Consider the following 26,932-nt stretch of genomic DNA (forward strand, 5'->3'; position numbering starts at 1 on the left):
CACATACTTATGTATGCTCCCCAAGCTATCCGCGTTCGGCGCCTAGCCACAACACGAACTATTTAGCGTAGTGGGTGCGTTAAAAAATTAGAATTTGATAAAATTAAACGGTTAGGTATTGATTGATGCAATATTTGGCCGTTTTTCTATTTAGTAGCTAAATTTGCAAGAAATAATTATTTTTCCGTCAAATAATAAGTTCAATTAATGAACAAAAGTAGCCATCAAGTACGCACAATGCGGTGGCGCTATTATTTGAAATAAGGGTAATAATTATGCCATCACCAATCAGCACTTCAGTCAGAAGTTTATGGTCTCCAACATCGATTAAAAAAAGTGTTATCACCTTTTTACAAAATCTAGTGGGGATTAAAAGGCAACCAGCGAATATCCCCACTGCAACGTGGTATATTTCAAGTAAGATGCCCTCTGAGAGCACTATAGCGTCTAGTAATACAAGCCAAGTTCCGATAAAAAGCGACCAAAAGGTCGCTGTTGCAGAGATTGAACCAAGCAAGCCCAAAGCGCCATCAGTTGAACAATTTATCAATGAAATTAGACAAAAAACACCCCAAGTGGTTATTGTTTGGTCATCATCGCAGCAGCAAGAAGAACAAGGAAAAATACTATTTTCTGAGGGTGTTAAAGAGCAACAGTTTGGTAATTTGAAAACACGTTCATTTAAAACCGCAGTGACGAAGTGCATTGGCAACTTGAATCTGGATTGTTATAACCTAACAATTAGCCATAACAATCAACGATACTCAGTACCAGTCATGTATGTAACGAATTGGTCTGAAGAAATTAAATTGCAGCCAAATGAAAAAGCAGGGCTGACTAACCGTATGTTTGAATTAATGGATCAGCGGAGTGCCTTGAGTTCATACCCAAATAGAAACAATTACCAAAATCAGGCAGATAAAGTAGCTGGTGGTATCTCACAGTTTGCTTTTGGGGAAAGGGTGCCGAAGGATTTATTTGATAGTATTCGATTTGATAATAAACTAGGTTTATCAATGAGATAAGCTTGATTGAAAGATGGGTAAATAGGCTAACCTACTTACCCAAAATCTTATTCAGCGATTTTGACTTTTTCGTCGCCCATAGAGACAACTTTACCCGCTAAAATTTTACAGCGTTTACGGGTTTCTACCACACCATCAACCTGTACTAAACCTTCTGCGATCATGGCCTTAGCCATTGCGCCGCTTTCTGCCCAGCCTTGAATTTTTAGCAAATCACACAGTTCAACGTGTGGGTGCCCTTCAAGATTGAAAATTTCCATTAATCACTCCAAAATACATTAAATATCGTGATACTCTTCGCACGCTTGCAGCGTGTTTTGAATGAGTGTTGCGACAGTCATTGGACCTACACCACCTGGAACAGGGGTGATCCACGCAGCGCGTTTCGATGCTTCATCAAAATCCACATCGCCTGTCACTTTGCCATTTTCTAAGCGGTTAATACCCACATCAACGACAATCGCACCAGGTTTAATCCATTCTCCTGGGATGAAATTCGGTTTACCAACAGCGACAACCAGCAAGTCCGCATTGCGTACATGCTGCTCTAAGTCTTTAGTAAAGCGATGGGTAACAGTTGTTGTACAGCCCGCTAATAATAACTCAAGGCTCATCGGGCGTCCGACAATATTTGATGCACCAATAATGACGGCATTGAGGCCATAAGTATTGATATCATAGCGTTCAAGCAGAGTGACAATCCCACGTGGTGTACAAGGGCGCAAACGAGGTGCACGTTGGCACAGCCGGCCTACATTATAAGGGTGGAAGCCATCGACGTCTTTATCTGGATGAATACGTTCAATCACTTTAACATTATCAATACCAGCAGGTAAGGGTAACTGGACTAAAATTCCGTCAATTTCAAGATCTTGGTTTAAATCGTCAATCAGTTTCAGAAGTTCAGCTTCTGTGGTGGTGTCGGGTAAATCATAAGAGCGTGAAATAAAGCCTACTTCTTCACAAGCACGGCGTTTACTGCCGACGTAAATTTGGGACGCAGGGTTCGCACCAACTAAAATGACGGCGAGACCTGGAGCACGTTTTCCTTGTTCTAAACGTAACTGTACTTTTTGGGCAACTTCTTGCCTAATTGTCTGCGCAATCGTTTTCCCATCAATAATTTTTGCTAACATCTGTAACTTAATCCATATATGAGACACGGTGATGGCTCTATTTTGTCAGAAGTTAACGTCATTGTCAGTTCAAACTGTTACATAAAATGAGCATATAGCTATTTTAGTAGCGAAAAGCCATTGACTCAGCGCTCAGCAACCGTATAATTCAACGCCATCAGCCAGATAGGCTGCCTGCATTAACAATGCGCCCTTAGCTCAGTTGGATAGAGCAACGGCCTTCTAAGCCGTAGGTCACAGGTTCGAATCCTGTAGGGCGTACCATTTCGAAGTCAATGGACATCAACCGATGTCTTTTTTTATGCCTAAAATTCAGTGAATTAGCTAATTTTAACCCTTCTTCGTTTAACTGACGTCTACCCTGAAATTTACTTAGTTGATGCAAATAAGCGGTTAATAATACATTTCAGCCGTAACCCTTGAATGGTATGAATATAAAAGGCTAATTGCTGAAATAAAGCCACTAGAAGTACTCAGTACACTGCGTGAACTAGAAAAAGGGAGTGCTGGATAAGTTACGTAAGATCCGCCAAGAATGTAACCAAGTCTTCAGATATGCGATTGCAACGGGCAAAGCGGAATACAACCCTGCCTCTGAACTTGCTAGCGCATTAACTCCTCCCAAGGTACAGCACTTACCCGCATTTATTAGCAAATGAGCTACCTTAATGCATTAAATCATTATTCAGGTAGCCCAATCACTCGGCTAGCAACTAAAATCCTAATGTTAACAGGTGTGAGAACTATTGAGTTACGTTGATAAGAATACAATTCGTGGCACGTATAATCATGCTCAATACCTTGAAAACAGAAGAGATATGATACCAGCGGTATGCGGATTAAATTGATGATTTGGAGTGTGGGGTAGGGAATGTGGTTAGTGTGAATTTTTAATGATAATTAGCCATCTTTATGGCGAAAGGTAAAGATGGTTATTTGGTGAGGTGATTATAAAGCTTAATAGGCATCCAAGATAATCGTGCCATTACAAATTTTCCTCGGTTCAGATTACGAAAAAATTCCACTTATAAATACATCGATTTTTCGAGGTTTACCATTGACTGTCATATTTAATAAAAGGTAAATACACAATTTAAATTACAGTCTCGCAATGAGTTAACTAAAATTTCCACCTTATAATTGGTGTGCCTGCTAATATTACTCATTGCTTAATGTTAGATAACTACAGTTTTTATTATTTATCTTTGTTTACTGTAATAACGTTAGTTAAATATCAAGATGTTGTACCAATGCAATTGAAAGATCTTCAGCAAGTCGTAGAAGTGAATTTTTTATTTCATTATGATCGCTAGGTTTCTGCTGAAAGGAAGGGCAGGTAATAACTAGCTTAACTATTTTATTTGAGTAATAAACGGGATAGGAAATAGAATTCAAGCCTATGATCCTATCATGAGCCACTTCTGCATAACCATTTTTTTGTATTTTAACCAATTCATCATGTAGCTGCGCCCGCAGGGGTAAGTCTAGTGTGTGATTACGCAGTAATGACCAACTATCTTTCTCGTCAGACATTGCCAGTAATAGAAGTGCAGAACTAGACTTGATTGTGTTCAATAATGAGCCATCACGAGCACTAATAGATAACCCAAAATTTGGTTGCTGGTGTGTGATTACCTGCACCACTCCATTTAGGATGGTTGCCAAATGGCAAGATTGATTTGTTTGCCATGTGAATTTTTTCATCAATTTTTGGCAGCTATCTGATTCTGAGAATGAATTTATTACTTCATTCGAATGAGTAAATTTGAGTTTATCTGTTAGGTGATAATAGCGATTAGCGTCTTGGTAAAGATAGCCTTCTAATTCTAATATACGTACTATCCTGAAAACTTCGTTATAAGAAAAATTTAATTCAGAGCAAAGTTGCTTCATTGTTTTGGCTTTATTATTTAAGCCGAGATGTTCTAATATGGCTAGACCACGGCTCAATGCCGGTGCACGATAATGAATTAAATTTTTTGTCATGCTCCTCTTTCCTCATACACATTATAAATTTTTATCGTGACGCTATAAAATAGCTATGTAAGAAACTTTGAATCAGTGCGCATTTCTAGATAGTGTTAAGATTCTAACTTAAAATATTGTTATTTCAATAATTATAGAACTCTTAGGCTCTTTTTATGATCATCTTTAGTCGCTATTTTTATCTCGATTTTTTGTATTGAGCAAAACTAACAACATAATTTTTTAGCTAAGAACAATAAATCAGATGCTGTTTTTTTAGACAGATTTGTAATCTTAGTGATATGGATGCCTAGTAATGACTATTCGGAAAACTACTCGTTATTTGCGTTCCCATTTACTACTGATTATTTTGCAAAACTGAATGTCATTTATCAAATCATGGGTAATTTAAGGTTAGGTAAAAATAGTATTTTTTGAGATTTGTTTTTATTTAAATTAGTGGCTTAAAAAATCGCCATAGGTGAAATTACCTATGGCGATTTAGTTCTACTTCACTATTATAGAATTTACCCAGATACTGTTGATAATTCAGGTACATCTAAACTAGATATTATTCTTTTAATTTAGAGGAATGAATCATTGAATCGTATTGGCGTAAGTATTTTATTGCAGCTAATGTGATGAATCCGCCAACTAACATACAAGCACCTAGATAATACATTGGAGCACTGACACTGCCAGTGAGATCTCTTACTCCCGGCACTGTATTTTGTGCAAAAAACCCACCTAAATTGGCTAGTGAATTAATTGCGGCTAACCCCGCAGCGGCGGCGGCTGTGTTGCCTAAAAATTGAGTTAGAGTCCAAAAACAAGGTTGAATAGAGAATATAGCTAAGATCACAAATATAATGCATAAGAAACTTAACCAAGGGATGAATATAAATGCTGCACTTCCAGCTAAGAAAATAGCTGCAACAAACATAGGTAATGCAATATTTTTGACCGGATCAGCAGTTCTTTCTGGTTTACGAGTCATCCAGATTAGCCACAAAATAGCCGCAAGCCAAGGAATTGTATTGATGAATCCATTAGCCATATCCGAAACTCCAAAGCTTTTTACAATGGTAGGCATCCAATAACTTAATCCATATGCACCGAATGATATAAAGCCTAGAATTAATGCTAATAGTAATACTCTTTTATCTTTTAATGCATGAAAAACGTTAGAAATATTTTTATCTTGATATTGTTCTTCAGATAATGTGCTATCTAACCATTTTTTTTGCTCTGGAGATAAGAAATTGACTTTTTCTTTGGAGTCTGGCAAGAATAAAATAACAGGAATTATAAAAATCACTGCGGGTAATCCTGTACCGATAAATATCCATTGCCATCCTTCAATGCCTAAATAACCATGTATACTAAGCAACATTCCATTTAGAGGAGCCCCAATTAAATTGGCACCTAAACTAGCAATAATTAAATATCCTACAACTTTAGGTCTATATTTTAACGGAAACCACTTTGTAATATAGTAAAGCAACCCAGGGTATAATCCTGCTTCTGCTGCACCTAAACAAAATCGCAATATATAAAATATAGTCGCATTTGAGGTGAACGCCATTAAAATAGTAATTAATCCCCACGTAAACATAATACGTGAAAACCAAATTCTAGCACCCACTTTATGAAGAAATACATTACTTGGCACTTCAAAAATCAAATATCCAATAAAGAATAATGATGCCCCTAAACCAAAGGCTGTTTCTGTTAAACCTAAACTGTCAGCCATTTGTAGTTTAGCAAAACCTATATTTTGCCTATCAATATAGGCAATTATATATAGCATAACCATGAGAGGGATTAGTCTTATGGATATTTTCTTTATTGTACTTCGCTCAATATTATTTTCTGCAGGGTACATAATGCTCCCTCTCTATATAAGTTTGTATTAATATTTACATGATGCCATATTTAGCAAAGGCTTCCACAGTAGTCATACCTTTATCCAATTCATCAGCGACAAGGTTTTCATCTTTGGCTTTATCAAAAGCACCTTGGAAAGCTTCATCTACAGCATCAGCAGGAACAATTAAAACCCCATCTCTATCCCCATAGATAATATCGCCTGGATTAACTCTAATTCCATCTAATTCAATAGGAATACGCCAGTCAACTACTTTTCCTCTTGGTCCTTGGTCTTGTGCATAGCTACCAAAGGACGCGACAGGGAAACCAGAGCTTAATATCTCATTTGTATCGCGATGGAATCCATGAATTACAGCACCTGCAGCGCCGCACTGTATCGCTCTTTTCGTCATAAGGCCTCCCCACTGCGCATAGCGAAGAGAACCACCGGAACATATATAAACTTCGTTTGTTTTTAAATCATCCAATGCGTGAAACATTAAACCAAACTGTTTTTCGCTTATTGGGTTATTACCTTCAAATGAATGATGAAAAAAATCAGCTTCTAGAACAGGCATTGCCCTGCCAATGATCACGTTATTAGAATTGATAGGCTTAATTTGCTGATGCAAAAATTGATGTTGTAATCCCATTGTATCCAGAATATCGCCAACTAAACCAACAAATAATTTTTCTTTGGCTAAAGAAAATAGCATATTATCGTCAGTCCAATACTTTTTCATTGTATTACCCTTCTGTTTATTAATATAAATGATTAGCAGTTTTTAGCTATTAACAGCGAGTTAATAGCTAATGGTTAATGGTTTTTTATTTCAATATATTAGATGTTAAATAAATAAGTATTATTTAGGGTGAGGTTCCCTTTTTATAATAGAGCTGGATTTTCCTGTTAAGAAATTAAGATCAGCTCCGGTATTCGCTTGATTTACTGTTTTAATATAAATGTGGGTGTATCCTCTCGGATAATTAATTTCTTCAGGAACCCAACTTTCACGTCGTATAGATAATTCGTCTTCATTAACGTGCAATGTTAGTTTTCGCTGTTGACAATTTAATTCGATGATATCGCCTGTTTTGACTAAAGCGAGAGTTCCCCCAACATTAGACTCTGGACTAACATGTAGAACAATCGTACCAAATGCAGTGCCTGACATTCGACCATCAGAGATTCTAACCATATCCCTGACCCCTAATTTTAATAATTTTAGTGGTAATCCAAAATTACCCACCTCAGGCATACCTGGATATCCTTTAGGTCCAGCACCTTTTAATACTAATATATCATCTTGGCTAACATCTAAATCAAGGTCATTAATTCTTTCATTGTAATCTTCTATATTCTCAAAAACAAAAGCTCTCGCTTTATAATTTAGTAATTGAGGAGTTGCAGCAGAAGGCTTTATAATTGCACCATCAGGCGCTAAATTACCTTTTAATACAATTGTTCCTGCATCATCTTGTAATGGATTAGCACAATTTCTAATAACATCTTCATTATAAATTACACCATTACAATAATTATCCTTAAGAGTGAACCCATTTATTTGTAGAATATTTGAATTAACTTTATCTAATAATTGATTGATTACCGCTGGCATTCCTCCTGCATAATGAAAGTCTTCCATCAAATAACTACCTGATGGTTTTAAATTCACGAGCAACGGAATATTTTGGCTATGCTTATCAAAATCATCAAGTGATAATGGAACACCGATGCGACCTGCAATAGCTAATAAATGGATAATAAAATTAGTTGAACCGCCAATTGCCGCGTTGGTAATAATTGCATTCTCAAAGGCTTCTTTTGTCAGTATATGGGATAAACAGATATTCTCTTTAACTAATTCAACGGCTCTACGTCCGGAAAGGCGAGCAACGCGCCTGCGATTAGCATCAACAGCAGGAATAGTTGCAGATCCTGGTAATGATAGACCTAAAGACTCTACCATACATGAAAGAGTTGAGGCAGTTCCCATTGTGTTGCATGCACCTGAGCTACGGGACATATTATTTTCTATTTCATCGAATTCTTGCTGAGTAATAATACCAGCTCGCAGTTCTTCGCTGAATTTCCATAAATCTGTACCAGAACCAATGTCTTTACCTTGGTGTTTACCATTAAGCATTGGGCCACCGGTCACGACAATGGTTGGTAAGTCGACACTGGCTGCGCCCATAAGGCAGGCTGGGGTGGTTTTATCGCAATTGGTTAATAAGACAACCCCATCTAATGGGTTCGCTCTAATAGACTCTTCAACATCCATACTTGCTAAATTGCGATATAGCATAGTTGTTGGTTTCATAAGAGCTTCCCCTAGTGACATCACGGGAAACTCGAATGCAATTCCACCAGCTTCTAAAACACCCTGCTTAACTTGTTCTGCTAAATCACGCAAATGGGCATTGCAAGGTGTTAATTCTGACCATGTATTACAGATACCTATAATAGGTCTTCCATCAAATGCATCATTTGGTAGCCCCTGATTTTTAAGCCAACTACGAGCAATAAAACCAGATTTATCTTTTACGCCAAACCATTCTTGGCTTCTGTATTTTTTCATTTTATAACCCCAAACATACATCATAAATAATTTTGAAGGAGTATATGTAGGTGGAATATTGTTAGCAACTGACCTATAAATGCAGAATATTTAATGAAATCGTGAGCTCTCTTCAGTTTTCTTTTCGGTAACAAAAAAACGTTTTTATATATAAAAGTTTATTTTTGAATAAAGAGATGGATTGATAATTTTTTAATGAAAAACAAATAAATAGATTATTTCCTTCGAAAGGTAAATAGCAGTTACTTTTATATATGAAAAAATATCAAAAGTGAGTTTTATGATGGTAATCACATTTTTATTGGCCAATTCACTGATAAGAGAAACAAAGTAACTATAAGAATTTATTTTTTCTATTTGATTATTTTTCTATGGTTGGTAATTAAACATATTCGATTTGACGAATGTGTTTTTTGGGTATAATCTAAAAAAAAGATTAAAGAGGTACACATGGAACCATTACAACTGTTTAAAGTTTTAGGTGATCAAACAAGGCTCGATATCGTGTTGCTTTTGAAAGCATCTGGTGAGCTATGTGTCTGTGATATCTATACGGCCTTGAATTTATCGCAACCAAAGACCTCTCGACATTTAGCAATGCTCAGAGCATCAGGCCTTCTACTAGATTCAAAACATGGCAAATGGGTTCATTATCGATTATCTCCCGCTTTACTACCATGGGTGAAAAGTATCATTGATGTCACCTATGCCACAGAGAAAAATAGAATTGCAGATTTACTCAAAAGCTTAGAGACAAAAGAACCTGCGAGTAGCTGTTCTATATAAAAATTTTTAAATTAACATATACGAAAAAACATATATAAGGTTGGAATATGAAAAAGCTAGAAGTATTTGATCCCGCATTATGCTGTAGCACCGGCGTTTGTGGAACCGAAGTCGATCAAGCATTAGTGGACTTCGCAACAGATGTGGATTGGTTAAAAAAACAAGGGGCAAGTATAAGGCGTTTTAATTTAGCACAAGAGCCAATGGCGTTCGTTAACAACACAAAAGCAAAAACATTTTTGGAAACCGCAGGTGCCGAATCACTTCCACTATTGATTCTTGACGGTGAGATTGTGCTGACTGGTCGATACCCAAAACGACATGAGCTAGCCAGATGGTTTGGTATTCGACCGAATATTGAAAAAGCTGAAATTGTTAAATCGTGTTGTGGTAATGATAAAACGTGTTGTTAACAGGAGCAATAAAATGAAATTTTTAGATAACACACCTAATTATTTATTTTTTACTGGAAAAGGTGGTGTGGGTAAAACCTCTATTTCCTGTGCGACCGCAATTAAGTTGGCTGAAAAAGGGAAAAAAGTCTTACTGGTGAGCACTGATCCAGCTTCTAACGTTGGGCAAGTATTCTCTCAATCGATAGGCAACAATATTAAGTCAATAACATTGATTCCAAATCTATTTGCTATTGAAATAGACCCTCAAGCCGCAGCCGAAGAATATCGAAACAAAATTATTAATCCAATCAAAGAAAGTTTACCTGAAGCGGTAATTCAAAGTATTACGGAACAGCTATCAGGTGCCTGTACCACAGAGATTGCAGCTTTCGATGAATTTACTGGGTTGTTAACCAATACTGAAATTACAGAGCAATTTGACCATATCATTTTTGATACCGCACCAACAGGGCATACCATCCGTTTATTACAACTCCCGAGTGCATGGAGTGATTTTATTAGTGACAATCCTGATGGTGCGTCATGTTTAGGGCCAATGTCTGGTCTTGATAAACAACGTGAGCAGTACAGCATGGCGGTGGAAGCGTTGAGTGATAAATCACTAACAAGGCTAGTCTTGGTTGCACGACCTCAGTCTGCGGCATTGAGGGAGGTCGCGAGAACCTATAGCGAGTTGTCATCTCTGGGTATCAAAAATCAGCAATTGATTGTCAATGGTGTTTTCCCTGAAACGGCGGTGACTGAAAATGATAAGTTATCCCATGCCCTCTATTCTCGTGAACAAGCGGCATTAGCGTCTATGCCTGAAGCACTACGCTCGTTACCTATTGATATTCTTTATTTACAAAATATCAATATGGTGGGTGTCGATGCATTAAAACAGTTGTTATCGAATGACATGCCACAAGTTCCAACTATTACCCCGACAAAACAACCTATTTCTTTACCTACCTTGTCAGAACTGGTTGGCGAAATATCTCAGCAACAGCATGGGCTGATTATGTTAATGGGCAAAGGTGGTGTTGGGAAAACAACGATTGCGGCATCAATCGCAGTTAAATTGGCAGAAAAAGGGCTTGATGTACACCTGACCACATCTGATCCAGCCGCGCATATTGAATCAACCCTCGACGGTGTTTTACCCAATCTTCAAGTTAGCCGAATTGACCCTATCGCTGAAACTGAACGTTATCGTCATTATGTCTTAGAAACAAAGGGGAAAGATTTAGATGCAGAGGGGCGTGCGTTACTAGAGGAAGATTTACGCTCTCCATGCACAGAAGAAATTGCGGTATTTCAGGCTTTTTCTCGCATCATTAGAGACGCGGGTAAACGTTTTGTCATCATGGATACTGCGCCGACTGGGCATACATTATTACTTCTGGATGCAACAGGGGCATACCATAAAGAAATTGCTAAAAAAATGGGCGAAAAAGGTCATTATTTAACGCCGATGATGCAATTACAAGATCCTGAACGCACTAAAGTTATTATTACGACACTCGCTGAAACTACGCCTGTGCTTGAGGCGGAGAACTTACAAAATGATTTAATACGGGCAGATATACATCCGTGGGCGTGGGTGATCAATAACAGTCTATCTATCACGGAAACAACATCACCATTGTTACTTTCAAGAGCAGAACAGGAAGTCGCTCAGATTGAAAAGGTGACATCAACATTGGCAAAACGTGTTGCTATTGTTCCTTTGCTTGAAACAGAGCCTGTGGGGATATCTGCATTAAGTCAGCTCGCAGAATGAGTTTTATTTTCTAAAAATAAAAGGTGCACAAAAGCACCTTTTAAATGAGGTTGTTATGTTTATTGCTGCTTTAATTTTTATTTTAACGATCACCTTTGTTATATGGCAGCCCAAAGGACTGGGTATTGGCTGGAGTGCTACAGCAGGAGCTGTATTGGCACTGATCTTTGGCGTAATCAGTTTTCAAGACATCCCGATTGTTTGGAACATTGTTTGGAATGCCACGGCGACATTTGTTGCCGTCATTATCATTAGCCTACTTTTAGATGAAAGTGGTTTCTTTGAATGGGCTGCATTACATGTTGCCAAGTGGGGCGGGGGTAAAGGAAAGCTGTTATTCAGTTATATCGTGTTACTTGGTGCAACGGTTGCGGCCTTATTTGCCAATGATGGCGCAGCATTGATATTAACTCCTATTGTGATTGCGATGTTACTGGCACTTGGCTTTAACAAAGGCACGACATTGGCATTTGTCATGGCTGCTGGGTTTATTGCAGATACGGCGAGCTTGCCGCTGATCGTTTCTAATTTGGTTAATATTGTTTCTGCAGATTTCTTTAATATCGGTTTTACGGAATATGCATCGATTATGGTACCTGTGGATATTGCGGCTATTATTGCAACGCTCGTGATGTTGCATTGGTTTTTCCGTAAAGATATTCCTAAGCAGTATGATATCACTAAATTGAGTGAGCCCGCCTTAGCCATTAAGGACATGACAACCTTTAAAGCCGGTTGGCTTGTATTAGTGTTGTTGCTCATCGGATTCTTTGTCTTAGAACCATTAGGTATTCCTGTTAGCGCGATTGCTGCAATTGGAGCCTTAATTCTTTGGGTGATTGCAGCCAGAGGCCATACGATTAATACCAAAAAAGTGTTACGTGGTGCACCGTGGCAAATCGTCATTTTCTCTTTAGGAATGTATTTGGTTGTTTATGGTTTAAGAAATGCAGGGTTAACCGATTATCTTTCTGAAACGCTCAATTACCTTGCCGATAAAGGGTTATGGGTAGCAACAATTGGTACGGGATTTATAACTGCATTTTTATCCTCAATAATGAATAACATGCCAACGGTATTAATTGGTGCTCTATCCATTGAAGGGAGTGATGCATCAGGGTTAATTCAACAAGCGATGGTTTATGCTAACGTGATTGGTGCCGATTTGGGGCCAAAAATTACACCTATTGGAAGTTTGGCAACATTGTTATGGCTGCATGTTTTATCGCAAAAGAATATGACTATTACATGGGGATATTATTTCAAAACAGGGATTATCATGACTATCCCTGTGCTCATTGTCACACTCGTTGCATTAGTGCTTCGACTTTCACTGTTAAATTAAGGGTAACCCAATGAATGAGATCACCATCTACCATAACCCCAATTGCGGTACTTCGCGTAATACCCTTGCAATGATCCGTAATAGTGGGGTTGAGCCGACGATTATTTATTATTTAGAAACGCCACCGACTAAAGATGTGTTAGTGAAACTTATTGCTGATATGAAAATCACGGTAAGGGCGTTACTACGAAAAAATGTTGAACCCTATGAGCAATTAAACTTAGAAAAAGATAGCTATACAGATGACCAACTCATTGATTTGATGTTGCAGTATCCGATACTGATTAATAGACCGATTGTCGTCACTCCGCTAGGTGTAAAATTGTGTCGGCCTTCAGAGGTAGTGCTAGATATATTGCCTAACCAGCAACAAAGCGAATTTATCAAAGAAGATGGTCAAATAGTAATTGGTCGTCATGATGTACAAAATGCAAGTGAAGAGGCTATTAAACATAAACCCTAAGACGATAAATGGGATTGAGTGTTGTTGGCAACTTCAACACTCTGTTCCCCATTTGCATCTAACAGAAAGCCCAGCATTAAATCATACCAGCACAGCTATATCAGCTTTCAGAGTGTTAGAAAAGCTTCGGTATTATGATAGAAAAACAATTAAAATTTATCGAACACGATATTTTCATTATAAAACAATGTGAATTAGCTCGTGTTCGAACCCTGTAGGAATTTTAGTTTTTCTTCGTTCAACTGATGTCTAGTTTAATCAATTTTTAGCTCTTAATAGTATAAATACAATTAAAGAAATAAGTAGTGTAATTAAGCCTAACGTTAAAATGGTTGCGTGAAATGCATAATCGTAAACTAACATTATTTTATCTTTACTAATATAAGGAAAATAGCTATTCAAATTGCTAAAGTTACTTGTTGATAACTGATTTGTAAGTATTTTGATTTGTGAAGAAGATAAATTATTTTCAACTTTATGAATATGAGAATATAGATATTCTGATAATAATACACTAACAGTCGCTAATGCAATTCCATCCCCTGATAATCTGATGGCATTGAATATTCCAGTAGCCATTCCAGCCTGGTTTTTATCAACGACACTGACCGATAGCCCATCCATAAGACCCCAAGGTAGTCCTACTCCAATACCGATGATTAAAAGATATATCAAACGTTGGTAAGACTCAGTGTTGTTGATTTCATAAGCCAAGAAAAATAAGCCTATTGAAGTAATAAAAAAACCAGTAGCTGAGATTATTGCTGGTGTAATCCAATAGGTTAGTTTTGCGGAAAGTATAGGAATGATTAATAGCGGAATAGATAAAATGAACAAGTATTGTCCTGCATTATTAGCACTCATTCCTTCCATACCAATAAATTTAGCAGGTAGGATTATTAGCAGCACAATATAGGAAAATGCGGGTGCAAGTGCTAAGCATTGTACTCCAATAAATTTTGGTGATTTAAATAACGCCAGATTTAGCATCGGATCATTTTGTTGTAATTCGATAAAAATAAAAATAATCAACAGTGCTCCTCCAGTGAGGAGAACCAATACAGTTGTGCAAGAGAGCCAGCCATCTATAGGGGCGAGGGTAATGCCATATGTTATTAACCCTACGGAAATGGTGAAAGTAATTGCTCCCCACCAGTCATTTTTTTTATTGTTAATATTTTTACTTTCTTTTGCGTATTTTAATACAAGTAATAAAGACAGTAAGGATAAACTTGTTGGTAACCAAAAAACGGCACGCCAGCCTAGATAATCTGATAATAAACCAGCAATAAATGGGCCGAATGCAGCTCCTGAGCCAAAAGTCGTCCCGATTAAACTAAATGCGCGTATGCGAGCATTGCCATCATATTTTTGAGCCAAGTGAGATATTGCTCCCGAAAATGCGGCTGCGGCACTTATGCCTTGAAGTAACCTTAAGATATCAAGAATAAGTACATTTGTGGAAAATGAAATAAGTACGCTGAATAGTGAAAAGAAAAATAACCCCATAAACCACACTAGCTTACGACCGTATTTGTCAGCTAAGTTGCCAGCAAGCAGAGTGCAGCTTCCATAAGTTAATATATAAGCATTTATGATCCAAATAAGCTCAATTGATGTGCTTTTCAGTTCTCGACTTATTTCAGGAATAATCACGGCTGGTGCTGCAATACTAAGAGGGATAACAGCTGCCGTTAGGCATGCTGCTACAAGAATAATAACAGGAGATTCATCATTTTTATTCTTAATATTCATGAATTATACTCATTAATAATTGATTGATTCGAGAGTTTATTTAAAGATTCATCAAAGAAAAATAGTGATATATTCATTATAAAGGTGACAAAAATGTCATTAATTGGAGGTGTGTGTGGATAAGTTAATCGGTGTTACTCATTTTATTCATACTGCGCAATTGCATAGCTTTGCTGAAGCAGCAAAACAGTTACACATATCGCCTTCAGCGGTCAGTAAGGGAGTGTCAAGATTAGAGGAAAGATTAGGTGTGCGTTTGTTACAACGGAGCACGCGTAGCGTGAGCTTAACTGCGGAGGGGGAAATTTTTCTTGCAAGATGTTTAAAGATTATGAGCGAGTTAACTGAAGCAGAGCGTGAACTTCATGACGCAAAACGACTCCCTCAAGGTCGTTTAAAAATCAGTTTACCCCTTATAAGTACATTGATGTTGCCATTATTATCTGATTTTTCTAAGTCTTATCCTCAGATTGAACTTGATATTGATTTTAGTGATAGATTAGTTGATGTGACTAATGAAGGTTTTGATGCAGTGATTCGGACGGGAGAATTAAAAGATTCTAGATTAGTGAGTAAAAGTATTGGTATTAGCCAGTTTTTCTGTGTTGCCTCGCCGAAATATTGCTCAGAGTATGGTATTCCTAAAGAACCCAAAGAATTAGAAACGCATTTATGCCTTGTACATCGTTTCCCCTCAACAGGGTTAATTGAAAAATGGTGGATGAGGAGTACTAATGCACCTGCGTATGTTGATATAACTCCTTTTTCTAAGACTATGGTAAGTAATCATCTTGATAGTTTGTTATTTATGGCTGTTAGTGGTCATGGGGTAGCCTATTTGCCTGATTTTTCTATTGCAGAGAAAGTAAAAAAAGGTGAATTAATGGTCTTGTTAGATGGATGGGTTGGAATGAAAAGTGAATTTCATATCTTATGGCCATCAAACTATGCGATGTTACCAAAACTAAGGGTTTTTATTAATTTCATGCATAATGAGTTTTTGAAATAATGAAGTACTCATCGCTATTATGGAGTTTACTATGAATGACGCGCCATCTTTTAAGGATATTATTTACCATCTAATCGGTAGCATTCCAACAGGCCGAGTGGTGACTTATGGCACACTGGCGAAGATGGCGGGTTACTCCACTTATGTGCGCCAAGTATGCCAAGTCATCCGCACGATCCCCGCAGACAGTACTTTGCCGTGTCATCGTATTATCAATGGACAAGGGAAATTGTCTGTTAAAGGGGAAAGTTATAAGCGACATAAAAAAGCACTTATCAGCGAAGGTATTATTTTTGATTCAAACGATAAGATAAAACTCAAGCAGTATTTGTGGGAAGGGCTTGATTAATTCTTTATTAATCTAAATGATTTATTACTAATACAGGTGTTTTTCGTTAATTGATTTGTTGATAATTATTTTAGGAAGTAGTTTAAAAATAATCCGCATTTATATTTTAAAAATAAATTTAATAAAATAATGCTAACTTTATAGGCGTTGGAGTTACCATAAGAAATTATTTTTTTGTTTTATTATCTAGGGTTTATTTTAAATAATATTATTTAGGTGTTTTTTGTTTTTAATGAGTTTAAAGGATTTTGTCTTTATATTTAGGGTTGCTAATGGTTTTTTCGGTTTATTTTATTAGTTTTATGGGGATTTCGGTTTTTTAACTGAGTATGCTGAGTTAATTGCGTTATTTTTCAAATTAATAGTAATAAAAAAGTAATGTTGATGAATGGCTTTGGAGTTTGAGTTTATTTTTATGCCTATTGAAATCAAGAGTGAAAAAAATGTAAAGCATGCTTTTAAACCTGAATGCCCTAAATTAAGGTGATGCCTTGTTTTCGATTGGAATTTATGAGTTTTACATTGGCTGAAATTATTTTTTGTTTTTTTTCTGTTAATTAGTCCTTTATGGTTAATCATTTATCGATTATTAAAAAGCGTATGAATTATTTTTTATTATATAATTTGGTTTTTTTTATTGATTATCTGAGTGATCACTCTATTATGAATGTAATTTCAATTGTGATAATCATTCTAGTCATTTAATGAAGTAATAAATATCTCTAAATTTTAAATATCATTATGTTAATTTAGGAGTATCCATGGAAAATGTATTGTCAGTTTTGGATGTCCCAAATACAGCATTTATGCTGCTTTGTACTAGTCTTGTTATGCTAATGACTCCTGGGCTTGCTTTTTTCTATGGTGGATTAGTTTCGCGCAAAAGTATTATTACCATTATGTCCCAGAGTTTCTTTTCAATGGGATGGGTGGCAATTATTTGGTTTGCGGTTGGGTATTCATTATCGTTCGGTCCTACAATTAATGGGATTGTTGGCGACCCACTTTATTATGCATTCCTGAATAACATTGATCCTCAGACGATGTATACCGGTAATGATGGCGGTTTGCCAATACTGGTCCATTTTGGATATCAAATGATGTTTGCGATTATTACGCCCGCCTTAATTACAGGGGCCTTCGCAAATAGAGTTAATTTCCCAGCTTATCTCATCTTTTTAACCTTATGGACATTATTTGTCTATGCACCATTCGTTCATATGGTCTGGAGCCCAGATGGTATTTTTGCTAAATGGGGGGTTGTTGACTTTGCGGGTGGTATTGTCGTTCACGCAACTGCAGGGTTTGCTGCTATTGCTTCAGCATTATATGTAGGTAAAAGAGTTATTAAGTCAGATGGTACTCACAATATTCCATATATTGCACTTGGTGCGGCTTTATTGTGGTTTGGTTGGTATGGTTTTAACGCGGGTTCTGAACTGCAAGTTAATACCGTAACTGTTTCAGCGTTTATTACTACCGATATTGCCGCGGCATTCGCAGCAATTACTTGGTTTATCATTGAACGTTTCCATACAGGTAAACCTAAACTTGTTGGTTTTTTAACGGGGGCTGTAGCGGGGTTAGCCACGATTACACCTGCCTCAGGTTATGTTTCAATAGGTTCTGCGGCAATCATTGGGATTATTGCGAGTATCGTTTGTTACACCTGTGTTTTCTTAGTCAGACGTCATTTAGATGATGCATTAGATGTATTCGGTGTGCACGGTGTCGGTGGTATTACGGGCTCTATTTTAGTTGGCGTGTTTGCATCAACGGTTTGGAATGCGAAAGGTCCTGCTGGGTTAATTGAAGGTAACGGGATGCAAATTGTGAAGCAAACTGTCGCAGTTGTCTTTACCAGTATTTGGTCTTTTGTTTTTACAATCTTAATTCTTTGGATAATCAATAAATTTACACCAGTCAGAGTTGACCAAAGTGCGGTTGGTGACAATTTAGATAGCGTTGAATTTGACGAAGACGCTTATCGAGAAAAATCAGATTAGTTATCAAATACATTATTTCTTGCAGTTCATCCTAACTGATTGATTTATTCAAATCCACGGTTGGGATAGCTGCTAAATACAGCTGGTAATCTAGGATGGGTATATGAAAAAGAAAGTAGCAATAGCTATTCAGGCTATTTGTTTTATGGGGCTATCGATGTGTGCAAATGCTGCGACTGATACTCAGAAACCGCAAACTTTGCGTCTAGCGATTGGCTCTGAGCCAACTGAAGGGTTTGACCCAATGTTAGGTTGGAGCCATGGCAGCTATTTACTTTTGCATAGCCCATTATTAAAACAAAAAGCTGATTTATCATGGCATAGCTACATGATTGAAAAATATGAACATTCAGATGACGGTAAAGAGTGGACATTAAAATTAAAAGACGGGCTTAAATTCTCCGATGGTTCCCCATTAACCGCAAAAGATGTTGTTTTTACCTATAACAACGCAGCGGCAAGTGGTGGAAAAGTGGATATGGGGAACTTTGCTAAAGCAGAGGAAATCAACCCAACTACCGTTAAAATGACCTTATCTGCTCCGCAAAGTACCTTTATTAATGTATTAGGTTCACTAGGGATTGTTTCTGCGGATAAATATGATGCGAAAAAATACGCACACAATCCTATCGGGGCAGGCCCTTATCGTTTAGTGAACTTCCAGCCAGGCCAGCAATTAATTGTTGAAAGAAACCCATTTTATGCAGGCCCTAAAAACGATTTCGATAAAATGGTTTTTGTCTTCTTGAATGAAGATGGCGCTTTTGCCGCTGCTCAAAGTGGTGAATTAGACATTGTTCGTATTCCTGCAGCCGTTGCGAATAATGCAAAAGATGTGAAAAGCATGAAATTGATTGAGCGCCACAGTGTTGAAAACCGAGGGATTTCCTTCCCAATTCCACCGGCGGGAGAGAAAAATGCGGCAGGCGACCCAATTGGAAATGACATTACTTCAGATGTCGCTATCCGTAAAGCTATCAACTACGCCATTGACCGTAAGCTATTGGCGGATGCGGTGTTAGAAGGTTTTGCGATCCCTGCATATACAGGCGTTGAAGGCTTGCCTTGGAATAATCCTCAATCTTCATTTAAAGATGGGGATGTCGAAAAAGCGAAAACTATTCTCGATGATGCAGGCTGGAAACTGAATAAAGACGGCCTAAGAGAAAAAGATGGCAAAGTGGCAAAACTAACGCTTTGGTACGCCAGCGGCGACAGCACTCGTCGTGATTTAGCTCAGGCCGTAAGAGCTAGCTTAAAGCCAATTGGTATTGAAATGGATTTAAAATCAGGCAGCTGGGAAACCGTTGAAAAATATATGCATGCCAACCCAACATTGTTTGGTTGGGGGAGCCTTGACCCGATGGAACTCGTTCATAACTACAGCAGCAAAGCTGCTGGCGTAGGGTTCTATAATGCGGGTTACTATAAAAATCCAGCTGTTGATAAGGTGATAGAAGAGGCACTTCGCCAGCCAGACCAAGATGCGGCTATTCCATTTTGGCAGAAAGTGGATTGGGATGGCAAAACAGGAACAGGTATCCAAGGTGATGCTGCTTGGGCTTGGTTAATGAACGTACAACACCTTTATTTATTAAATAACTGTGTCGAGCTAGGAAAGGGCGCACCTGAAATTCACGGTTCATGGTCAGTGTTGAATAATGTAGATGACTGGGCTTGGACCTGTAAGTAATGCGGACAACCATCGGGCTTTTATTGCGGTTTATCTGTTTATTATTGGTGACAGCATTTGGGGTTTTTATTCTCCTAAGCTATTCGCCAATAGACCCAATTAAAGCCTACATTGGTAATGATTTAATGCATGTTCCCCCTGAGCAATATTCATTAATTGCAGCTCGTTGGGGGCTTGATCAGCCATTATGGATGCAATTCTGGCGTTGGTTTTCTCAGTTATTGCAGGGTGATATGGGGTATTCCATGCTCTATAACACCCCTGTTTCACAGGTGATTGCTGATAGGTTAGCGCCTTCATTAGCTTTGTTATTGTCAGCATGGCTATTTTCTGGGGTTATTGGTTTTGGTTTGGGGTTGATGGCTGGGCGATACCTAAATAGATGGCCAGATAAAATCATTTCAACGCTATCTTATTTATTGGCTTCAATTCCTGTTTTTTGGGTTGGTTTACTTTTATTGTCACTTTTTGCTGTTTCATTACAGTGGGCGCCAATTTGTTGCGCTTGGCCGATAGGCTTAGATGAACAAACATCAACACTGTCACAAAAAGTGCATCACCTTATGTTACCTGTAGTGGCTTTAGGGATGTTAGGTATTGGTAATATAGCCCTGCATACGCGTTCTAAAGTTGCTGAGGTGATGAATAGTGAGTTTATCCACTATGCGAAAGCGCAAGGGGATAAAGGGTGGCCAATGATCAGTTTTCATGTTGTAAAACATGCGATTACACCCGCAATATGTTTACAGTTTGCCTCAATGGGTGAGTTGCTCAGTGGCGCATTGCTAGCAGAAAAAGTGTTTGCTTACCCAGGTTTAGGACAAGCAACCATTGATGCGGGTTTACGGGGTGACATCCCTTTATTAATGGGGATCGTGATGTTATGTGCGGTAGTGATTTTCTTTAGTAATAGTATCGCTGACAGGGTGCTCAAGAGCGTGAACAAAGGGGTACTCAGAGAGCCATGACTTATAATCCAAATAAGGCCTTAATTAAATTAGTTATTTCCTTATTGTGCTTATTTGCTTTAGGGGCTTATGCAGCATGGCTTGCCCAAACTGATGTAGAAGTGAATTTACTCGACCGTCGACAAGCACCATCGTTGGTTCATTTATTTGGTACTGATAATTTAGGTCGAGACTTGTGGGACAGAGTATTCCAAGGAATAGCGACCAGCTTACAAATTGGTACTATCGCAGCATTATCGAGCGGAGTTATAGCGCTAGTGATGGCAAGTTTGTCATCGTTTAGTAAGACGATGGATTATGTTATTCGTGGATGTATTGATTCGTTGTTAGCGTTGCCACACTTGTTATTGTTGATATTGATTTGCTTTACATTAGGTGGCGGCAAAGCGGGGGTAATTTGGGCAGTTGCGTTGACACACTGGCCAAAGCTGACGTTGATCTTACGTTCCGAATTACTCCGAGTGCAGCAAACAGATTACATCATGTTATCGAAACGGATTGGCAATAGTGCGCTCTACCGCTGCCGATATGACTATTTGCCGATGATCCTTTCACAATGGTTAGTGGGGTCATTATTAATGTTTCCACATGCGATATTACATAGTGCGGCGCTGAGTTTTTTGGGTTTTGGTTTGTCTCCACATGAAGCATCGTTAGGTATTTTGCTGTCAGATGCATTGCGTTACTTAAGTACAGGTGCATGGTGGTTAGCTGTGTTTCCAGGCATTGCATTAGTTGGGTTAGTGCTGTTATTTGATCAGTTTGCTAAAGCGGTACAACAATTATGGTTGAGGAGCGATTGATGTTAAGTTTTGATAACCTTACGATTGATGTTGCGAAATTCCGCTTTTTAGGCAAAAAACAGTGGTCACCGCTTTTACAAGATATTTCATTGGATGTGGCTCCAGGTGAAATGGTTGCATTGGTAGGTGGGAGCGGAGAAGGGAAAAGCTTATTACTACAAAGTAGTTTAGGTCTATTACCTGAAAATATGCGCTGTCGTGGTGAGATTGTATTAAATGGATGCCAGTTAACAGAAAAATCAAAACAGCAATATCGTGGTAATTCACTGTGCTATATTCCTCAAGGGATTAGTGCATTAAACCCTCTCATTAAGATAGGCCCTCAGCTTGAACGTGCCGCTGTATTAAGCGGACAGCATATTAAAATGCATGACGTCGCGTTGCACTTACAACAATATAATTTACAAGCAGATTTAATCCATAGTTATCCCAATAAGCTTTCTGGGGGAATGGCAAAACGTGTACTCGCTTGTAGTGCGACACTCTCTCAAGCTGAATATATTCTTGCCGATGAAATTTCATCTTGGCTAGACGATGAACATGCGATGCAACTTCTACAACATATCAAATCTCTTTGCTTTGATGGTAAAGGTGTTTTGTGGGTGACCCACGACCTTGCAATGGCTGTGCGTTTTGCTGATCGCATTGCGCTATTACGTAATGGTGTTTTAGAAGAAGTACTCAGTAGTGAAATATTAAAGCGAGGAGGAGGAGGGAAGTGTTTTCAATCTCTATGGAATTCTTTGCCCGAACAACAATTTATAAATTGGACTCAGTGAATAAATATGATTTAGAAATTGAATTTAATAAATAGCCAATAGGTATCCAGTCTTATTTGGATTAATTAAATTGGAATATTTATTGAGAAGGTTTTTATTTATTTAACTCATCGTTATTGGATATTTAACTCAATTTATATTTTACAAATGAAAATGAATTATTGGTTCGTAAAATGAATATTTATCAGTATTAACAATACTAAGTTTTATCAATTGAGGAGGCGTTATGCAGTTAACCCCAAGAGAAATTGAAAAATTGATGGTTTACACACTCGCAGATGTAGCTGAAAAACGCCGTGCGCGTGGTGTGAAATTAAATTACCCAGAAGCTGTTGCCATTATTACGGTTACCGCACTTGAAGGTGCACGTGATGGTAAAACTGTTGAAGATGTGATGAAAGAAGCGGCAACTGTTTTAACGAAAAAAGACGTTATGGATGGTGTGGATGACTTAATTCCAAATGTTCAAGTTGAAGCGATTTTTACTGATGGTACTCGCTTAGTGACTGTCCACAATCCGATTAAATAAATGAAGGATGAGGTGAAATATGAGTAATTCAAAAACAAGCATTAAAGCCCCGACTCCTTTAGGTGGTGTTATTTTTGCAGATGAGCCTATTGAGTTCAACGTTGGCAAACCTGAAACAAAAATTAAAGTTCGTAATACAGGTGATAGGCCTGTGCAAATTGGTTCCCACTTTCATTTTTTTGAAGTTAACCATGCTTTAGAGTTCGACCGTGCAGCGGCTTACGGTAAACGTTTAAATATTGCCTCTACAACGGCAATTCGTTTTGAGCCAGGTGATGAAGTGGAAGTTTCTCTGATCCCTTATGGCGGAAAGCAAAGTGTCTATGGATTTAATAACCTTGTTGATGGTTGGGCGGGTGACAACGTTGCCGCTACTGAGCGTCCTGCTAAAACAATCGCTTTAAATAAAGCAATTGCTCGTGGTTTTAAGCATAAGGAACAGTAAGCGCGTTAGATGTCAGTAATGATAAATAACAATGCACCTTCTTAACGTTAAAGGTAAATAACATGCCAAAAATTTCTAGACAAGAATACAACGGTTTATTCGGACCAACGGTTGGCGATAAAATTCGTTTAGGCGATACCGATTTATATATTGAAATCGAAAAAGATTTACGTGGATATGGCGAAGAGTCTGTCTATGGTGGTGGTAAATCTTTACGCGATGGTATGGGCGCGAATAATACTTTCACGAGTGATAACGGTGTTTTAGATTTAGTGATTACTAACGTCACTATCGTCGATGCGCGTTTAGGTGTGATCAAAGCCGACGTGGGGATTAAAGCAGGCAAAATTGTTGGTGTTGGTAAAAGCGGTAACCCAAATATTCAAGATAACATCACGCCAGGCATGGTTGTTGGGGTATCAACTGATGCTATCTCTGGAGAGCACTTAATTCTAACGGCAGCGGGTATTGATACTCATATTCACTTAATTTCGCCGCAACAAGCTTATGCGGCGTTATCAAACGGTGTGACAACCTTCTTTGGTGGTGGTATTGGCCCAACTGATGGAACCAACGGTACGACAGTAACGGCAGGCCCTTGGAATATGCGCTCCATGCTACGCGCTATCGAAGGTTTACCAATTAACGTAGGTATTTTAGGTAAAGGCAACTCTTATACTCGTGAACCACTGATAGAACAACTGGTTGCGGGGGCCGCTGGCCTAAAAGTTCACGAAGATTGGGGCGCAACTGGAAATGCGATTCGCCATGCGTTACGTATTGCTGATGAATTTGATGTACAAATCTCAGTTCATACAGACAGCTTAAATGAAGGCGGTTATGTTGAAGATACCATCGAAGCCTTTGAAGGTAGAACTATTCACACCTACCATACAGAAGGTGCTGGTGGTGGACATGCCCCTGATATTATAAAAGTTGTTAGCCAGCCTAACGTATTACCAAGCTCAACAAACCCAACCTTACCGTTCGGTGTTAACAGCCAGTCAGAGTTATTTGACATGATAATGGTATGTCATAACTTAAATCCAAATATCCCGTCGGATGTTTCATTTGCAGAGAGTCGTGTTCGCCCTGAAACCATTGCAGCAGAAAACGTGCTACATGATATGGGCGCTATTTCGATGTTCTCAAGTGATTCACAAGCGATGGGGCGTGTGGGTGAAAACTGGTTACGTATTGTTCAGACAGCCAACGCGATGAAAGCTTCTCGTGGCAAGCTACCTGAAGATGCGCCAGGCAATGATAACTTCCGTGTCCTACGTTACGTGGCAAAAATCACCATCAACCCAGCGATTGCTCAGGGTATCAGCCATATTCTAGGCTCCATTGAAGTCGGCAAAATGGCTGACCTCGTATTATGGGACCCGCGTATGTTTGGTGCTAAACCTAAACTGGTTATTAAAGGTGGCATGATTAACTGGGCAGCAATGGGCGATCCAAATGCTTCCCTGCCAACACCACAGCCAGTGTTCTATCGTCCAATGTTTGGTGCGATGGGTAAAACTGTTAATGACACTTGTGTGACTTTCGTTTCACAAGCAGCTTTAGATGATGGCATTAAAGAAAAAGCAGATCTTGAGCGCCAAGTGGTTGCTGTCAATAACTGCCGAGCGATTGGAAAGCGTGATTTAGTGCGTAACGGTGAGACACCAAATATCGAAGTTGACCCTGAAACCTTTGCTGTAAAAGTAAATGGTGAACATGCAACTTGCCAGCCGATTAGCGAAGCCGCAATGAATCAACGTTATTTCTTTAGCTAATTGTACATGTTTGGATTATCTGCCTGCCAGTGGCGGGCAGAATTAACATAAAAGGTAATATTATGATCATTATTGAACATATTCTTGGCAATGTTAAAAAAGACCCAGTGTGGCAAGCGCGGCAGAAAAATGCCGATGTTGATACGTTGATCCTTGATCAACGAGAAGCACAGAAAAGCCGCTGTCGCAAAAATACTGAAAAAGGCCAAGACTTAGGTATCGCGCTGGACAGAAAAGTCTTGTTGTCGGATGGTGACGTTTTGCTATTTGATGAAACCACTAACACAATGACGATAGTTCAGATCTCTTTACGTGACGTCATGATGGTCAATTTATCCCACCTGAAAAACTTAAGTACAGAAGAGCATATTCGCATTAGTTTCGAATTAGGGCATGCATTAGGTAACCAGCACTGGAAAGCCGTGTTAAAGGGTGATCTTGTTTACGTACCACTGACGGTAAGTGAAAAAGTCATGGGATCGGTCATGCGTACACATGGTTTTGGTGAAGAAACATTTGCCTTTGTGAAGGGTGAAAGCATTTTACCTGAATTGAGCCACTCTGAAGCTCGTTTATTATTTGGTGGTGCAGAGGAAACAGATACGCATGTTCATGTGGAATTAGGGCAGATTCACGGGCACAGTCACAGTCATGATCATGCACACAGCCACGATCACAGTCATGATCACCATCATGACCATGGGCACACTCATACACACAAATAACGTCCGTGTTCATGAGTAAGGAAAGTGATATGGAAGCATCTGACCTAATTAGAATCATGCAGTTTGGTGATTCAGCACTGCCAATTGGTGCATTTACATTTTCAAATGGGGTTGAATCCGCCATTCAAAAAGGTGTTGTCCACGACAAAGAAACGCTGAAATCTTTTGTTCATACGTCTTTAAGTGTCGCAGCTCATTCAGATTGCATCGCCATTGTGGCGGCACATCGTGCTGCTATTGCTCAAGATAACGACGCATTAGCGAAGGTTGATTGGGCGGTACATAACCGTAAATTGAATGAAGAAGCGCGCATAATGACAACCCGAATGGGGAAAAAACTCGCTGAAATCTCAGTCCATATTTTTGAGAACCCACAAGTGAGTGGGTGGCTTGCAAAAATCAAAGCTAATGAGGTTCCAGGAACTCAGCCAGTAACACAAGCTATTGTTATGGCTGTTCAAGGGATCACGGAAAGAGATGTTGTTGTGATGCACCAATATGGTATTGCCATGACCATTTTAAGTGCTGCGATGCGGTTAATGCGTATCACACACTATGAAACACAGCATATTCTTTTTGAATTAAATGAAGAAATTAAGGTTTTTTGTGACATCGCAGCTAATGGTGACATAGAGCAAATGTCCTCATATGTTCCTGTGATTGATGTCTTAGCTGCGGTACACACTAAATCGTTTGTCCGTTTGTTTATGAACTAACGAACAACTAAAAATTTTGGGGAAA

The 26,932-nt window shown here is 38.6% G+C and carries 25 protein-coding genes, 1 tRNA gene and 1 pseudogene; 20 read left to right on the top strand and 7 right to left on the bottom strand.

Going from position 1 to position 26,932, the window contains the following annotated elements:
- Window positions 1-275: 275 nt before the first annotated feature.
- Window positions 276-1,025, top strand: a complete 750-nt coding sequence (locus tag KDJ85_RS10630; RefSeq protein ID WP_225819649.1) for a protein-tyrosine phosphatase family protein — start codon at window positions 276-278, stop codon at window positions 1,023-1,025.
- Window positions 1,026-1,072: 47 nt separating this feature from the next.
- Here KDJ85_RS10630 and ybcJ read toward each other — a convergent pair whose 3' ends face one another.
- Together ybcJ and folD are read right to left on the bottom strand one after the other, a co-directional pair.
- On the bottom strand, window positions 1,073-1,285 hold the full coding sequence (ybcJ, locus tag KDJ85_RS10635) for a ribosome-associated protein YbcJ (RefSeq protein ID WP_206082893.1): 213 nt from the start codon (window positions 1,283-1,285) through the stop codon (window positions 1,073-1,075).
- 18 nt (window positions 1,286-1,303) lie between these two features.
- Window positions 1,304-2,161 carry a bifunctional methylenetetrahydrofolate dehydrogenase/methenyltetrahydrofolate cyclohydrolase FolD gene (folD, locus tag KDJ85_RS10640; RefSeq protein WP_225819650.1) on the bottom strand — a complete coding sequence of 286 codons (858 nt, stop codon included), beginning with the start codon at window positions 2,159-2,161 and terminating at the stop codon, window positions 1,304-1,306.
- Window positions 2,162-2,348: 187 nt separating this feature from the next.
- On the opposite strand from folD, the gene KDJ85_RS10645 reads away from it, so the two are divergent.
- Both KDJ85_RS10645 and KDJ85_RS10650 read left to right on the top strand, forming a co-directional pair.
- A tRNA-Arg gene (locus KDJ85_RS10645) sits at window positions 2,349-2,425 on the top strand.
- Window positions 2,426-2,570: 145 nt separating this feature from the next.
- Window positions 2,571-2,918, top strand: a pseudogene (locus tag KDJ85_RS10650) (tyrosine-type recombinase/integrase); the annotation flags it as partial.
- A 470-nt stretch (window positions 2,919-3,388) separates the two neighbouring features.
- Here the strand turns inward: KDJ85_RS10650 and KDJ85_RS10655 are convergent.
- From KDJ85_RS10655 to KDJ85_RS10670, 4 genes are all read right to left on the bottom strand, one after another.
- Window positions 3,389-4,147 (bottom strand): IclR family transcriptional regulator, encoded by a 759-nt coding sequence (locus tag KDJ85_RS10655; RefSeq protein ID WP_225819651.1) that lies wholly within the window; start codon window positions 4,145-4,147, stop codon window positions 3,389-3,391.
- Between the two features lie 550 nt (window positions 4,148-4,697).
- Window positions 4,698-6,011 (bottom strand): MFS transporter, encoded by a 1,314-nt coding sequence (locus KDJ85_RS10660; protein ID WP_225819652.1) that lies wholly within the window; start codon window positions 6,009-6,011, stop codon window positions 4,698-4,700.
- A 34-nt stretch (window positions 6,012-6,045) separates the two neighbouring features.
- Entirely contained in the window at window positions 6,046-6,738 is a 693-nt protein-coding gene (locus KDJ85_RS10665) for an RraA family protein (RefSeq protein ID WP_225819653.1), read from the bottom strand.
- Window positions 6,739-6,858: 120 nt separating this feature from the next.
- Entirely contained in the window at window positions 6,859-8,577 is a 1,719-nt protein-coding gene (locus tag KDJ85_RS10670) for an IlvD/Edd family dehydratase (protein ID WP_225819654.1), read from the bottom strand.
- Window positions 8,578-9,027: 450 nt separating this feature from the next.
- Here KDJ85_RS10670 and KDJ85_RS10675 point away from each other — a divergent pair, with 450 nt between their 5' ends.
- The 5 genes from KDJ85_RS10675 to arsC are packed head-to-tail and all read left to right on the top strand — an operon-like array spanning window position 9,028 to window position 13,349.
- Window positions 9,028-9,363, top strand: coding sequence for a metalloregulator ArsR/SmtB family transcription factor (locus KDJ85_RS10675; protein ID WP_225819655.1), 336 nt, complete (start codon window positions 9,028-9,030; stop codon window positions 9,361-9,363).
- A gap of 47 nt (window positions 9,364-9,410) precedes the next feature.
- Window positions 9,411-9,776 (top strand): arsenite efflux transporter metallochaperone ArsD, encoded by a 366-nt coding sequence (gene arsD / locus KDJ85_RS10680; protein WP_225819656.1) that lies wholly within the window; start codon window positions 9,411-9,413, stop codon window positions 9,774-9,776.
- 13 nt (window positions 9,777-9,789) lie between these two features.
- Window positions 9,790-11,541, top strand: coding sequence for an arsenical pump-driving ATPase (gene arsA, locus KDJ85_RS10685; protein WP_225819657.1), 1,752 nt, complete (start codon window positions 9,790-9,792; stop codon window positions 11,539-11,541).
- 55 nt (window positions 11,542-11,596) lie between these two features.
- Window positions 11,597-12,886: an arsenic transporter gene (locus KDJ85_RS10690; RefSeq protein ID WP_225819658.1), complete on the top strand. Its 1,290-nt coding sequence runs from the start codon at window positions 11,597-11,599 to the stop codon at window positions 12,884-12,886.
- A gap of 10 nt (window positions 12,887-12,896) precedes the next feature.
- Window positions 12,897-13,349: a glutaredoxin-dependent arsenate reductase gene (gene arsC / locus KDJ85_RS10695; RefSeq protein ID WP_225819659.1), complete on the top strand. Its 453-nt coding sequence runs from the start codon at window positions 12,897-12,899 to the stop codon at window positions 13,347-13,349.
- A gap of 258 nt (window positions 13,350-13,607) precedes the next feature.
- Here arsC and KDJ85_RS10700 read toward each other — a convergent pair whose 3' ends face one another.
- The gene (locus KDJ85_RS10700; protein ID WP_225819660.1) at window positions 13,608-15,104 is read right to left on the bottom strand and encodes an MFS transporter; all 1,497 of its coding nucleotides are present in this window, start codon (window positions 15,102-15,104) and stop codon (window positions 13,608-13,610) included.
- A gap of 115 nt (window positions 15,105-15,219) precedes the next feature.
- On the opposite strand from KDJ85_RS10700, the gene KDJ85_RS10705 reads away from it, so the two are divergent.
- The 12 genes from KDJ85_RS10705 (at window position 15,220) to KDJ85_RS10760 (ending at window position 26,907) form a co-directional block, all read left to right on the top strand.
- Window positions 15,220-16,113 carry a LysR family transcriptional regulator gene (locus KDJ85_RS10705; protein WP_225819661.1) on the top strand — a complete coding sequence of 298 codons (894 nt, stop codon included), beginning with the start codon at window positions 15,220-15,222 and terminating at the stop codon, window positions 16,111-16,113.
- A 31-nt stretch (window positions 16,114-16,144) separates the two neighbouring features.
- Window positions 16,145-16,462, top strand: coding sequence for an MGMT family protein (locus KDJ85_RS10710; protein WP_225819662.1), 318 nt, complete (start codon window positions 16,145-16,147; stop codon window positions 16,460-16,462).
- A gap of 761 nt (window positions 16,463-17,223) precedes the next feature.
- Entirely contained in the window at window positions 17,224-18,468 is a 1,245-nt protein-coding gene (locus tag KDJ85_RS10715; RefSeq protein WP_225819663.1) for an ammonium transporter, read from the top strand.
- 103 nt (window positions 18,469-18,571) lie between these two features.
- A complete protein-coding gene (locus KDJ85_RS10720; RefSeq protein ID WP_225819664.1) occupies window positions 18,572-20,161 on the top strand; it encodes an ABC transporter substrate-binding protein in 1,590 nt (529 codons plus the stop codon).
- Complete coding sequence (locus KDJ85_RS10725; RefSeq protein ID WP_225819665.1) at window positions 20,161-21,129, top strand: ABC transporter permease; 969 nt, start codon at window positions 20,161-20,163, stop codon at window positions 21,127-21,129. The genes KDJ85_RS10720 and KDJ85_RS10725 overlap by 1 nt, the downstream gene beginning before the upstream one ends.
- Window positions 21,126-21,932, top strand: a complete 807-nt coding sequence (locus KDJ85_RS10730) for an ABC transporter permease (protein WP_225819666.1) — start codon at window positions 21,126-21,128, stop codon at window positions 21,930-21,932. The genes KDJ85_RS10725 and KDJ85_RS10730 overlap by 4 nt, the downstream gene beginning before the upstream one ends.
- Complete coding sequence (locus tag KDJ85_RS10735; RefSeq protein WP_225819667.1) at window positions 21,932-22,711, top strand: ATP-binding cassette domain-containing protein; 780 nt, start codon at window positions 21,932-21,934, stop codon at window positions 22,709-22,711. Before KDJ85_RS10730 ends, KDJ85_RS10735 begins: the two co-directional genes overlap by 1 nt.
- 226 nt (window positions 22,712-22,937) lie before the next feature.
- The gene (locus KDJ85_RS10740; RefSeq protein WP_206082862.1) at window positions 22,938-23,240 is read left to right on the top strand and encodes an urease subunit gamma; all 303 of its coding nucleotides are present in this window, start codon (window positions 22,938-22,940) and stop codon (window positions 23,238-23,240) included.
- Between the two features lie 19 nt (window positions 23,241-23,259).
- Complete coding sequence (locus KDJ85_RS10745; RefSeq protein WP_225819668.1) at window positions 23,260-23,685, top strand: urease subunit beta; 426 nt, start codon at window positions 23,260-23,262, stop codon at window positions 23,683-23,685.
- A gap of 62 nt (window positions 23,686-23,747) precedes the next feature.
- Window positions 23,748-25,466 carry an urease subunit alpha gene (locus KDJ85_RS10750; RefSeq protein ID WP_042848772.1) on the top strand — a complete coding sequence of 573 codons (1,719 nt, stop codon included), beginning with the start codon at window positions 23,748-23,750 and terminating at the stop codon, window positions 25,464-25,466.
- A 62-nt stretch (window positions 25,467-25,528) separates the two neighbouring features.
- A complete protein-coding gene (locus tag KDJ85_RS10755; RefSeq protein ID WP_206082860.1) occupies window positions 25,529-26,191 on the top strand; it encodes an urease accessory protein UreE in 663 nt (220 codons plus the stop codon).
- Window positions 26,192-26,220: 29 nt separating this feature from the next.
- A complete protein-coding gene (locus tag KDJ85_RS10760; RefSeq protein ID WP_225819669.1) occupies window positions 26,221-26,907 on the top strand; it encodes an urease accessory protein UreF in 687 nt (228 codons plus the stop codon).
- The last annotated feature ends 25 nt before the right edge of the window (window positions 26,908-26,932 follow it).

This window comes from Providencia vermicola (assembly GCF_020381325.1).
Classification (GTDB): domain Bacteria; phylum Pseudomonadota; class Gammaproteobacteria; order Enterobacterales; family Enterobacteriaceae; genus Providencia; species Providencia vermicola.

Excerpts from the sequence above, each read along its gene's own strand:
- arsD (WP_225819656.1), top strand. The coding sequence starts at position 9,411 with ATGAAAAAGCTAGAAGTATTTGATCCCGCATTATGCTGTAGCACCGGC.
- KDJ85_RS10660 (WP_225819652.1), bottom strand. The coding sequence starts at position 6,011 with ATGTACCCTGCAGAAAATAATATTGAGCGAAGTACAATAAAGAAAATA.
- KDJ85_RS10725 (WP_225819665.1), top strand. The coding sequence starts at position 20,161 with ATGCGGACAACCATCGGGCTTTTATTGCGGTTTATCTGTTTATTATTG.
- KDJ85_RS10745 (WP_225819668.1), top strand. The coding sequence starts at position 23,260 with ATGAGTAATTCAAAAACAAGCATTAAAGCCCCGACTCCTTTAGGTGGT.
- KDJ85_RS10700 (WP_225819660.1), bottom strand. The coding sequence starts at position 15,104 with ATGAATATTAAGAATAAAAATGATGAATCTCCTGTTATTATTCTTGTA.
- KDJ85_RS10735 (WP_225819667.1), top strand. The coding sequence starts at position 21,932 with ATGTTAAGTTTTGATAACCTTACGATTGATGTTGCGAAATTCCGCTTT.
- KDJ85_RS10670 (WP_225819654.1), bottom strand. The coding sequence starts at position 8,577 with ATGAAAAAATACAGAAGCCAAGAATGGTTTGGCGTAAAAGATAAATCT.
- KDJ85_RS10750 (WP_042848772.1), top strand. The coding sequence starts at position 23,748 with ATGCCAAAAATTTCTAGACAAGAATACAACGGTTTATTCGGACCAACG.
- KDJ85_RS10740 (WP_206082862.1), top strand. The coding sequence starts at position 22,938 with ATGCAGTTAACCCCAAGAGAAATTGAAAAATTGATGGTTTACACACTC.
- KDJ85_RS10675 (WP_225819655.1), top strand. The coding sequence starts at position 9,028 with ATGGAACCATTACAACTGTTTAAAGTTTTAGGTGATCAAACAAGGCTC.
- KDJ85_RS10760 (WP_225819669.1), top strand. The coding sequence starts at position 26,221 with ATGGAAGCATCTGACCTAATTAGAATCATGCAGTTTGGTGATTCAGCA.
- KDJ85_RS10630 (WP_225819649.1), top strand. The coding sequence starts at position 276 with ATGCCATCACCAATCAGCACTTCAGTCAGAAGTTTATGGTCTCCAACA.
- KDJ85_RS10690 (WP_225819658.1), top strand. The coding sequence starts at position 11,597 with ATGTTTATTGCTGCTTTAATTTTTATTTTAACGATCACCTTTGTTATA.
- KDJ85_RS10715 (WP_225819663.1), top strand. The coding sequence starts at position 17,224 with ATGGAAAATGTATTGTCAGTTTTGGATGTCCCAAATACAGCATTTATG.
- KDJ85_RS10655 (WP_225819651.1), bottom strand. The coding sequence starts at position 4,147 with ATGACAAAAAATTTAATTCATTATCGTGCACCGGCATTGAGCCGTGGT.
- KDJ85_RS10665 (WP_225819653.1), bottom strand. The coding sequence starts at position 6,738 with ATGAAAAAGTATTGGACTGACGATAATATGCTATTTTCTTTAGCCAAA.
- KDJ85_RS10730 (WP_225819666.1), top strand. The coding sequence starts at position 21,126 with ATGACTTATAATCCAAATAAGGCCTTAATTAAATTAGTTATTTCCTTA.
- folD (WP_225819650.1), bottom strand. The coding sequence starts at position 2,161 with ATGTTAGCAAAAATTATTGATGGGAAAACGATTGCGCAGACAATTAGG.
- ybcJ (WP_206082893.1), bottom strand. The coding sequence starts at position 1,285 with ATGGAAATTTTCAATCTTGAAGGGCACCCACACGTTGAACTGTGTGAT.
- arsC (WP_225819659.1), top strand. The coding sequence starts at position 12,897 with ATGAATGAGATCACCATCTACCATAACCCCAATTGCGGTACTTCGCGT.
- KDJ85_RS10755 (WP_206082860.1), top strand. The coding sequence starts at position 25,529 with ATGATCATTATTGAACATATTCTTGGCAATGTTAAAAAAGACCCAGTG.
- KDJ85_RS10710 (WP_225819662.1), top strand. The coding sequence starts at position 16,145 with ATGAATGACGCGCCATCTTTTAAGGATATTATTTACCATCTAATCGGT.
- arsA (WP_225819657.1), top strand. The coding sequence starts at position 9,790 with ATGAAATTTTTAGATAACACACCTAATTATTTATTTTTTACTGGAAAA.
- KDJ85_RS10720 (WP_225819664.1), top strand. The coding sequence starts at position 18,572 with ATGAAAAAGAAAGTAGCAATAGCTATTCAGGCTATTTGTTTTATGGGG.